Source organism: Tistlia consotensis USBA 355, from assembly GCF_900177295.1.
Lineage (GTDB): Bacteria > Pseudomonadota > Alphaproteobacteria > Kiloniellales > DSM-21159 > Tistlia > Tistlia consotensis.
Window position 1 is genome coordinate 80,643 of the sequence record NZ_FWZX01000029.1, and the last position, 9,653, is coordinate 90,295.

Below are 9,653 nucleotides of genomic sequence, written 5' to 3' on the forward strand. Positions count from 1 at the left end.
CGGGCGCCGCCCTCCCCGGCCCTAGGCGGTCAGGCGCGCGAGCGCCGACTCGAGCGAGATCTCCTCGCGTTCGCCGGTCGCCCGGCGCTTCAGCTCGACGACGCCGTTCTTGAGGCCGCGCGGCCCCAGGATCAGCTGCCAGGGCAGGCCGATCAGGTCCATCTCGGCGAACTTGGCGCCCGGCCGCTCCTCGGTCTCGTCGTAGAGCGTCTCGACGCCGGCGCCCTGCAGCGCCCCGTAGGCGCCCTCGCAGGCCTTGTCGCAGTCGGCGTCGCCGGCCTTGAGGTTGATCAGCCCGACCTTGAAGGGCGCCACAGCCTCCGGCCAGACGATGCCGCTCTCGTCGTGGCTCGCCTCGATGATCGCGCCGACCAGGCGCGACACGCCGATGCCGTAGGAGCCGCTGTGCACCTCGACCTCCTGGCCGTCCGGCGTCGCGACCCTGGCGCCGAAGGGCTTCGAGTACTTGGTGCCGAAGTAGAAGATGTGGCCGACCTCGATGCCGCGGCCCTGGTAGCGCCGGGCCTCGGGGACCGCCGTCTCGAACACCGCCTGCTCGTGCTTCTCGTCGGTGCGGGCATAGAGCTTGGTGAAGTAGTCGACGACCTCGCCGACCGCCGCCGGGTCCTCGTAGTCGATCTCGCGGCCGAGCAGGTCGTAGTCGAGGAACTCGCGGTCGCAGAAGACCTCGGACTCTCCGGTCTCGGCCAGGATGATGAACTCGTGGCTGAGGTCGCCGCCGATCGGCCCGGTGTCGGCCTCCATCGGGATGGCGCGCAGGCCCATGCGGGCGAAGGTCCTGAGGTAGGTCACGAACTGGACCTGGTAGGCCCGGCGCGCCGACTCGTAGTCCAGGTCGAAGGAGTAGGCGTCCTTCATCAGGAACTCGCGGCCGCGCATCACGCCGAAGCGGGGCCGGACCTCGTCCCGGAACTTCCACTGGATGTGGTAGAGCTTCTGCGGCAGGTCGCGGTAGCTCTTGACGCCGTTGCGGAAGATGTCGGTGATCAGCTCCTCGTTCGTGGGCCCGTAGAGCATCTCGCGGTCGTGGCGGTCCCGGATGCGCAGCATCTCCGGGCCGTAGGCGTTGTAGCGCCCGGACTGCTGCCAGAGCTCGGCCGACTGGATGGTCGGCATCAGGACCTCCTGGTTGCCGGCGCGGTCCTGCTCCTCGCGCACGATGCGCTCGATGTTCTTCAGCACCCGGAAGCCCATCGGCAGCCAGGAATAGATGCCGGCCGAGGCCTGGCGCACCATGCCGGCGCGCAGCATCAGCCGGTGCGAGACGATCTCCGCCTCCTTGGGGTTGTCGCGCAGGGTGGGCAGGAAGAAGCGGGAACGGCGCATCGGGTCCTCTGGGCTAGGCCGGCTCGGAAAAACGCGGCGGACACTAGCCGTTCTGAGGCCGCGAGGGAAACGGTAAGAGGCAGGGTGCGGCGCCTGTGTTGTCCATCGACCTGCCGGGCCCTCAAGCCGTCATCCCGGACGCCAGGCGAGCCCGAAAGCCGAAGGGCTTTCGGGTGGCGAGCCTTGCGATCCGGGATCCAGGGGCGCCGTCCATGGCATCATCGCCGGATGCGCCAGCCCTGCGTCTACATCCTCGCCAGCCGCCAGAACGGCACGCTCTACGTCGGCGTCACCAGCGACGTCGTGGCACGCGCGTGGCAGCACAGGACCGACGCGGTCGATGGCTTCACCCGGCGCTACGGTGTCCATCGGCTGGTCCACGTCGAGTCTTTCGGGACGATGGAGGAGGCGATCCTGCGCGAGAAGAAGCTCAAGCGGTGGAAGCGGGCCTGGAAGATCGCATTGATCGAGCAAGGCAATCCGGACTGGCGGGATCTCTGCGAGGATCTGCAGCGATAGGTCGCCGGCCAGGGCCCCTGGATCCCGGATCGCAAGGCTCGCAACCCGGAAGTCCAGAAGGACTTCCGGGCTCGCCTGGCGTCCGGGATGACGGGGGATCTGCTTCGCCCCTCCCCTCTAGCCCTGGATGAAGGCCAGGACGTCGGCGTTGAAGCGCCCGGGCTGGGTCTGGGCCAGGCCGTGGGGGGCGCCTTCGTAGACCTTGAGGGTCGCGTCCTCGACGATCTGCGCGCTCAGCCGGCCGGCGGCGTCGATCGGCACGATCTGGTCGTCGTCGCCGTGGACCACCAGGGTCGGCACGTCGATCGCCTTCAGGTCGGCGGTGTAGTCGACCTCCGAGAACTCGCGGATGCAGTCGTACTGCCCCTTGATGCCGCCGGCCATGCCCTGCAGCCAGAAGGAGGCGCGCAGGCCCTCGCCGGGCTCGACGCCCGCGCGGTTGAATCCGTAGAAGGGCAGCGTCAGGTCCCGGTAGAACTGCGAGCGGTTCTCCGCGACGCCCTTGCGGATGCCGTCGAAGACCTCGAGCGGCGTGCCCTTGGGATTGTCGGCGGTCTTGAGCATCAAGGGCGGCACGGCGCCGACCAGCACGACCTTGGCGACGCGGCCGGTGCCGTGGCGGCCGACGTAGTGGGCGACCTCACCGCCGCCGGTCGAGTGGCCGACCAGCACGACGTCCTTCAGGTCGAGATGCTCGATCAGCTCGGCCAGATCGTCGGCGTAGCGGTCCATGTCGTTGCCGCCCCAGGGCTGCGCCGAGCGGCCGTGGCCGCGGCGGTCGTGGGCGATCACCCGGTAGCCCCTGCTGCCGAAGAACAGCAGCTGCGCGTCCCAGGCGTCGCCGCTGAGCGGCCAGCCGTGGGAGAAGACGATCGGCTGGCCCGATCCCCAGTCCTTGTAGAAGAGCTCGGTGCCGTCGCGGGTCGTGAAGGTGGCCATGGTCCTTGTCTCCGTCTTCGGGTTGGCTGGTGTCGCGGCCTGCCCTGGCGGCAGCGCCGGAAAGCCGTCTCGGTCGTTTTAATCTTGTGCGATTATATCGTGTGCGATCTAACTGGCATGCAGCCTGATCTACGTCAAGGGCTTGCGATCGAATCGCGTGCGACATAGATGCGCCCGCGGAAGGAAAGCCTAGCGATGAACGATGTCAGGACGGAGAAGGACGCGGCGCTCGCCGACCTGCTGTGCTTCTCGATCTATTCGGCCGAGCACGCCTTCACCCAGCTCTACCGGCCGCTGCTCGAAGGGATGGGGCTGACCTATCCCCAGTATCTCGTCATGACGCTGCTCTGGGCGCGCGACGACCGCACGGTCCGCGACCTCGGCCAGGCCCTGCACCTGCAGTCGAACACCCTGACGCCGCTGCTGAAGCGGCTGGAGGCCCTGGAGCTGGTGACCCGCCGCCGCGACGAGACCGACGAGCGCGTCGTGCGCATCCGCCTGACCGGGCGCGGCCGGAGCCTGCGGAAGGGCGCCGCGGCGATTCCCGACTGCGTCGCCGAGGCGACCGGCCTCTCGCCGGACGCGCTCAGGGACGCGATCGCCCTGCTCGACCGCCTGCGCGACAGCCTGGCGGCCTGCGGCAAGGCGGAGCAGGAGAAGTAGGAGCGGGCATCCCCATCACCCTCCCACGGCCTGCCCCCCGCGCCCTACGCCGCCTTCTGCCCCTGCCGCGCCACCTTGGCCAGCTCCTCGAGCAGCCGGCGGGCGCCCTGGAGCTTGGCCTTGGCGCCGTCCCAGCCGCGCTTGTAGACCAGCTTGTGGTCGGGGCGCAGGACGACGCGGCCCTGCTGGCGCTGCAGGAAGGCGATCAGGCCGCCCGGGTTGGCGAAGTCGCCGCCGCGGAAGGTGACGACCGCGCCCTTCGGGCCGGCGTCGAGCTTCTCGATGCCGGCGTCGCGGCAGAGGCGCTTGATCGCCATCACCTCCAGCAGGTTCTCGACCTCGTCGGGCAAGGGCCCGAAGCGGTCGATCAGCTCGGCGGCGAAGGCCTCGATCTCCTGGCGGTCGACCAGGGTCGCGAGGCGCCGGTAGAGGCTCAGGCGCACGTTGAGGTCGCGCACGTAGCCCTCGGGGATCAGCACCGAGGTGCCGAGGTTGATCTGCGGCGCCCAGAGCTCCTCGGCCGGCCGGCCGTCGCCCGGCGCGGCGGCGCTGCCGCCCGCCTCGGCCTGGGCGCGGGCGTTGGCGACGGCCTCCTCGAGCAGCTGCTGGTAGAGCTCGATGCCGACCTCGCGCACGTGGCCCGACTGCTCCTCGCCGAGCAGGTTGCCGGCGCCGCGGATGTCGAGGTCGTGGCTGGCCAGGCTGAAGCCGGCGCCCAGGGTGTCGAGGGTCTGCATGACGTGCAGCCGCTTCTCGGCGGCGGCGGTCAGCACCTTGCCGGGGCGCAGCGTGAAGTAGGCGTAGCCGCGCTGCTTGGAGCGGCCGATGCGGCCCCTGAGCTGGTAGAGCTGGGCCAGGCCGAAGAGGTCGGCGCGGTGGATGATCAGGGTGTTGGCGCTCGGGATGTCGAGGCCGGACTCGACGATGTTGGTCGAGAGCAGCAGGTCGAAGCGCCGGTCGACGAAGGCCGACATGACGTCCTCGAGCTGGGTCGCCGAGAGCTTGCCGTGGGCGACGGCGATCTTGATCTCCGGGACCAGGGCGCCGAGGCGCTCCTGCAGCCCGGCCAGGTCCTCCAGGCGCGGCGCCACGTAGAAGATCTGCCCGCCGCGGAAGTGCTCGCGCATGATCGCCTCGCGCACCACGACCGGGTCGTAGGGCAGCACGAAGGTGCGCACCGCCAGGCGGTCGACCGGCGGCGTCGCGATCAGGCTGAGCTCGCGCACGCCGGACAGCGCGAGCTGCAGGGTCCGCGGGATCGGCGTCGCCGTCAGGGTCAGCACGTGGACGTCGGCGCGCAGGGCCTTCAGCCGCTCCTTCTGCTTGACGCCGAAGTGCTGCTCCTCGTCGACGATCAGCAGGCCGAGGTCCTTGAACTTGACCGATTCGGCGAGCAGGGCGTGGGTGCCGACGATGATGTCGAGCTTGCCCTCGGCCAGCTCGGCCTTGATCTGCGCCGCCTCCCTGGCGGTCACCAGGCGCGACAGCTGGGCGACGCGCACCGGCAGGCCGGCGAAGCGCTGGGCGAAGGTCGCGTAGTGCTGGCGCGCCAGCAGGGTCGTCGGCACGACGATCGCGACCTGGTGGCCGTTCATCGCCGCGACGAAGGCGGCGCGCAGCGCGACCTCGGTCTTGCCGAAGCCGACGTCGCCGCAGATCAGCCGGTCCATCGGCCGGCCGCTGTCGAGGTCGCCCAGCACCTCGTCGATGGCGCGCAGCTGGTCGTCGGTCTCGGGATAGGGGAAGCGCGCGGCGAACTCCTCGTAGAGCCCCTCCGGCGGCCGGCTCGCCTCGATCTCCTTCAGCTCGCGCGCGGCGGCGATGCGGATCAGCTCGTCGGCGGCCTCCTTCAGGCGCTCCTTGACCCGGGCCTTGCGCGCCTGCCAGCTGGTCTGGCCCAGGCGGTCGAGCTCGACCTCGGCGTCGCTCGAGCCGAAGCGCGACAGCACCTCGATGTTCTCGACCGGCACGAAGAGGCGGTCGTTGCCGTGGTAGGAGACCTTGAGGCAGTCGTGCGGCGCGCCGCCGACGTCGATCGTCTCCAGCCCCTCGTAGCGGCCGATGCCGTGGTCGACGTGGACCACGTAGTCGCCCTCGCCCAGCGTCGAGACCTCGGTCAGGAAGTTCTCGGCGCGGCGCCGCCTGGCGGCCGGGCGGACGATGCGCTCGCCCAGGATGTCGGTCTCGGTGACCAGGGAGAAGGCCCGGTTCCCGAAGCCGTGCTCTTCGGCGAAAGTGACCAGCACCACCGCCTCCGCCGGCGCCTGCCCGACCTCGGCCCAGGATTCGGCGACGGCCAGCGGGCCGATGCCGTGCTCCTGCAGCAGGTGGCGCAGGCGCTCGCGCGAGCCCGAGGAGTAGCCGGCGACCAGGGCGCGGCGACCGGCCCGGCGCTCGGCCGAGAGGTAGCCCTCGACCTCGGGCCAGAGCTTCTCCGCGGTGCGCGCGTCGGCGAAGTCGCGGCCGTGCCGGCCGCCCCCCTCGACCACCTTGGCGTCCAGGGCGTTCTCGCCGACCACGGCGAAGGGCTCGAAGACCGCGCTCGCCCGGTCGGCCAGGCGGTCGTCCCACTCGCCGGCGGTGAGATAGAGCCGCTGCGGCGGCAGCGGGCGGTAGACCGCGCCGCCCTGGGCCGCGGCGCCGGCGATCGAGCGGCGCGCCTCGTAGAAGTCGTCGATCGTCTCCAGGCGCGCGTCGCGCACCTCCTCGGCCTGGTGGTCGAGGGTGACGGCGGCCCCGGGCAGGTAGTCGAGCAGGGTCTCCAGGCGCTCGTGGAACAGCGGCAGCCAGTGCTCCATGCCGGGATGCGGCCGGCCCTCGCTGACCGCCTGGTAGAGCGGGTCCTCGCCGCGCACCGCGCCGAAGGCCTCGCGGTAGCCGCTGCGGAAGCGCTGGATCGAGTCGGCATCGAGCAGCACCTCGCTGGCCGGCAGCAGGTCGAGCCGCCCGGCGGTGCCGGTCGAGATCTGGGTCAGCGGGTCGAAGGTGCGGATCGTCTCCAGCTCGTCGCCGAAGAAGTCCAGGCGCAGCGGCTGCTCGGCACCGGTCGGGAAGAGGTCGACGATGCCGCCGCGCAGCGCGTACTCGCCGGGCTCGCCGACCGTGTCGACCCGCTCGTAGCCGTTGCGGCCGAGGAACTCGACCAGCTTCTCGGTCGCCAGCTGGTCGCCGGGCGCCGCCGAGAAGCCGCGGTCCCTGAGCGCCGCGCGCGGCGGCACGCGCTGCAGCAGGGCATTGACCGTGGCGACGACGATGCGCCCGCCCCTGCCCGGCGGCCTGCGCAGCAGCTCGATCAGGGTCGAGAGGCGCCGCGCCACCAGGTCGCGGTGCGGCCCGACCCGGTCGTAGGGCAGGCAGTCCCAGGCCGGGAAGGTCAGGACCTCGACCGAGGGCTGGTAGAAGGCCAGGGCCTCGGCCAGGCGCGCGGTGCGCGCGTCGTCGCGCGCGACGTGCAGGATCGCCTTGCCGGGGCGCGCACGCGCGGCCTCGGCAAGCAGCAGGGCATCCAGTCCTTCCGGCGCGTTCGCGATTCGCGAGCGGCCGGACAGCTCCAGCAATTCGGTCAGCACTATATCTTTATCGTCCGAAGGTTACGGCTCGTACCTGAAGCCACGCATCAGCTTCATGACGTCGTGATCGAGCTCGGGCGGCGGCTCGGCCGCGCCGGTCATCCAGTTGTACAGATCGGGATCGGGCTCCAGCAACAGCGCTTCGAAGCGGTCGAGCTGGGCCGAGTCGAAGCCGGCCAGATGGCCGTCGGCGAACTGCCCGACCAGCAGGTCCATCTCCTTGGTGCCGCGATGCCAGCTGCGGAAGCGCAGGCGCTTGCGCCGGACCTCGATCGGCTCTCCCGGCGCCCTCATGGATTCCCGCCCCTGAGCGTCGGGTCCCCGGGCGTCGCGTTCCTGGCCGGCCATTTCCCCTCTCCGTCAACCGGGCCATGATATAGGCCCCCGACGGCGCGCCGTCACCCGCAGCCTGCCGACCCCTGCCATTCACCCTCCCGCGGACCCTTCCCTTGCGCCCCAGCCTGCTCAACCCGCTGTTCGCCGAGATCGAGAGCCTGCCCGGCGTCGGGCCGCGCCTGGCCAAGCTGTTCCAGCGCCTGGCCGGCTCGCGGGTCGTCGACCTCTGCTGGCACCTGCCGAGCGGCCTGGTCGACCGGCGCTACCGCCCGACGGTCGCCGAGGCCGAGGCCGGGCGCATCGCGACCCTGACCCTGACCGTCGAGCAGCACCTGCCCGGCCGTTCGTCGCGCCAGCCCTACCGGGTGCGCGCCCGCGACGAGACCGGCTTCATCGAGCTGGTCTACTTCCACGCCAGGGGCGACTGGCTGGCCAAGCTGCTGCCGGTCGGCGAGCGGCGCGTCGTCAGCGGCCGGGTCGAGCACTTCGGCGGCCGGCCGCAGATGGCCCATCCCGACTACGTGACGAAGCCCGAGGAGAACGACCTGCCGGCGGTCGAGGCGGTCTATCCCCTGACCGCCGGGCTGCAGCCCAAGGTCGTCTGGAAGGCGGCGCAGGCCGCCGTCGCCCGCGCCCCCGACCTGCCCGAGTGGCAGGACCCGGCCTGGCACCGCCGCCAGGGCTGGAGCTCCTGGCTGGAGTCGCTGAAGGCCGCCCATGCGCCGCGGGAGGAGGCCGAGCTGTCGAAGCTGGCGCCGGCGCGCGCGCGGCTCGCCTACGACGAGCTGCTGGCCAACCAGCTGGCCCTCGCCCTGGTGCGCCGGCGCCAGCGCCAGAGCCGCGGCCGCTCGATCCGCGGCGACGGCCGCCTGGCCCGCCGGATCGTCGAGGCCCTGCCCTTCGCGCTCACCGGCTCGCAGCGCCTGGCGCTCGACGAGATCCGCGCCGACATGGCCGAGCCGACCAAGATGCTGCGCCTGCTGCAGGGCGACGTCGGCAGCGGCAAGACGGTGGTCGCGCTGCTGGCCATGCTGAATGCCGTCGAGTGCGGCTCGCAGGCCGCCCTGATGGCGCCGACCGAGATCCTGGCGCGCCAGCACCTGGCGACGATCCAACCGCTGGCCGCGGCGGCCGGGATCGAGGTCGTGCTGCTGACCGGCCGCGAGAAGGGCAAGACCCGCGCCGGGATCCTGGCGCGCCTGGCCGACGGCCGCGCGCCGCTGGCGGTCGGCACCCACGCCCTGTTCCAGGACGAGGTCGCCTTCCGGGACCTGGCGCTGGCCGTCGTCGACGAGCAGCACCGCTTCGGCGTGCAGCAGCGCCTGCAGCTCTCCTCGAAGAGCGCGGCCTCGGACGTGCTGGTCATGACCGCGACGCCGATCCCGCGGACCCTGGAGCTGACCGCCTACGGCGACATGGACGTCTCGCGCCTGACCGAGAAGCCGGCCGGCCGCAAGCCGGTCGACACCCGGGCGATCCCCCTGGAGCGCCTGGAGCAGGTCATCGAGGCGGCCGGGCGCGCCATGGCGGCCGGCGGCAAGGTCTTCTGGGTCTGCCCGCTGGTCGAGGAGTCGGAGGTCAGCGACCAGGCCGCCGCCGAGGAACGCTTCCGCGTGCTCGAGCAGCGCTTCCCCGGCAGGGTCGCGCTGGTCCACGGCCGCCTCAAGGGCGCCGAGAAGGACGCCGCCATGGCCGCCTTCGGCGAGGGACCGGCCGACATCCTGGTGGCGACCACGGTGATCGAGGTCGGCGTCGACGTGCCGGCGGCGACCGTCATGGTGATCGAGCAGGCCGAGCGCTTCGGCCTCGCCCAGCTGCACCAGCTGCGCGGCCGCATCGGCCGGGGCGAGAAGCCCGGCACCTGCCTGCTGCTCTACAGGGGGCCGCTCGGCGAGACGGCGCGTGAGCGCCTGCAGGTGCTGCGCGAGACCGACGACGGCTTCCGCATCGCCGAGAAGGACCTGGAGCTGCGCGGCGCCGGCGAGCTGCTCGGCACCCGCCAGTCCGGCCTGCCGCAGTTCCGCCTCGCCGACATCGCGGTCCACGGCGAGCTGCTGGCCGTGGCCCGCGACGACGTCGGCCTGATCCTGGAGCGCGACCCGGAGCTGGCCGGCGAGCGGGGCCAGGCCCTGCGCGTGCTGCTCTACCTCTTCGAGCGCGACCAGGCGATCCGCTACCTGAGGTCGGGCTAGGAGCCTGTCCGAGTAAGCGCCTTTGTCTCGACGCTCGGCAGTGGTCGTGATTCACTACGGTTCATGGGCAAGACCTATCGGGCTTGGG

The 9,653-nt window shown here is 71.6% G+C and carries 7 protein-coding genes; 3 read left to right on the forward strand and 4 right to left on the reverse strand.

Features of this window, described 5'->3' with window-relative positions:
- Positions 1 to 21 precede the first annotated feature (21 nt).
- Positions 22 to 1,347 carry a proline--tRNA ligase gene (gene proS / locus B9O00_RS25640; RefSeq protein ID WP_085125570.1) on the reverse strand — a complete coding sequence of 442 codons (1,326 nt, stop codon included), beginning with the start codon at positions 1,345 to 1,347 and terminating at the stop codon, positions 22 to 24.
- A 228-nt stretch (positions 1,348 to 1,575) separates the two neighbouring features.
- Here proS and B9O00_RS25645 point away from each other — a divergent pair, with 228 nt between their 5' ends.
- On the forward strand, positions 1,576 to 1,866 hold the full coding sequence (locus B9O00_RS25645; protein ID WP_085125571.1) for a GIY-YIG nuclease family protein: 291 nt from the start codon (positions 1,576 to 1,578) through the stop codon (positions 1,864 to 1,866).
- Between the two features lie 117 nt (positions 1,867 to 1,983).
- On the opposite strand, the gene B9O00_RS25650 is transcribed toward B9O00_RS25645, so the two are convergent.
- Positions 1,984 to 2,805: an alpha/beta fold hydrolase gene (locus tag B9O00_RS25650; protein WP_085125572.1), complete on the reverse strand. Its 822-nt coding sequence runs from the start codon at positions 2,803 to 2,805 to the stop codon at positions 1,984 to 1,986.
- A gap of 195 nt (positions 2,806 to 3,000) precedes the next feature.
- Here B9O00_RS25650 and B9O00_RS25655 point away from each other — a divergent pair, with 195 nt between their 5' ends.
- Positions 3,001 to 3,468 (forward strand): MarR family winged helix-turn-helix transcriptional regulator, encoded by a 468-nt coding sequence (locus tag B9O00_RS25655; protein ID WP_085125573.1) that lies wholly within the window; start codon positions 3,001 to 3,003, stop codon positions 3,466 to 3,468.
- A 44-nt stretch (positions 3,469 to 3,512) separates the two neighbouring features.
- Here B9O00_RS25655 and mfd read toward each other — a convergent pair whose 3' ends face one another.
- Positions 3,513 to 7,037: a transcription-repair coupling factor gene (gene mfd / locus B9O00_RS25660; protein WP_218822947.1), complete on the reverse strand. Its 3,525-nt coding sequence runs from the start codon at positions 7,035 to 7,037 to the stop codon at positions 3,513 to 3,515.
- A gap of 21 nt (positions 7,038 to 7,058) precedes the next feature.
- Complete coding sequence (locus tag B9O00_RS25665; protein WP_085125575.1) at positions 7,059 to 7,331, reverse strand: FAD assembly factor SdhE; 273 nt, start codon at positions 7,329 to 7,331, stop codon at positions 7,059 to 7,061.
- A 155-nt stretch (positions 7,332 to 7,486) separates the two neighbouring features.
- Between B9O00_RS25665 and recG the strand changes: the two genes are divergently transcribed.
- Positions 7,487 to 9,565: an ATP-dependent DNA helicase RecG gene (gene recG, locus B9O00_RS25670; protein ID WP_085125576.1), complete on the forward strand. Its 2,079-nt coding sequence runs from the start codon at positions 7,487 to 7,489 to the stop codon at positions 9,563 to 9,565.
- Positions 9,566 to 9,653 lie beyond the last annotated feature (88 nt).

What these genes read in the sequence shown, in the direction of transcription:
- proS (WP_085125570.1), bottom strand. Translation starts at nt 1,347, where the DNA reads ATGCGCCGTTCCCGCTTCTTCCTGCCCACCCTGCGCGACAACCCCAAG.
- B9O00_RS25645 (WP_085125571.1), top strand. Translation starts at nt 1,576, where the DNA reads ATGCGCCAGCCCTGCGTCTACATCCTCGCCAGCCGCCAGAACGGCACG.
- B9O00_RS25650 (WP_085125572.1), bottom strand. Translation starts at nt 2,805, where the DNA reads ATGGCCACCTTCACGACCCGCGACGGCACCGAGCTCTTCTACAAGGAC.
- B9O00_RS25655 (WP_085125573.1), top strand. Translation starts at nt 3,001, where the DNA reads ATGAACGATGTCAGGACGGAGAAGGACGCGGCGCTCGCCGACCTGCTG.
- B9O00_RS25665 (WP_085125575.1), bottom strand. Translation starts at nt 7,331, where the DNA reads ATGAGGGCGCCGGGAGAGCCGATCGAGGTCCGGCGCAAGCGCCTGCGC.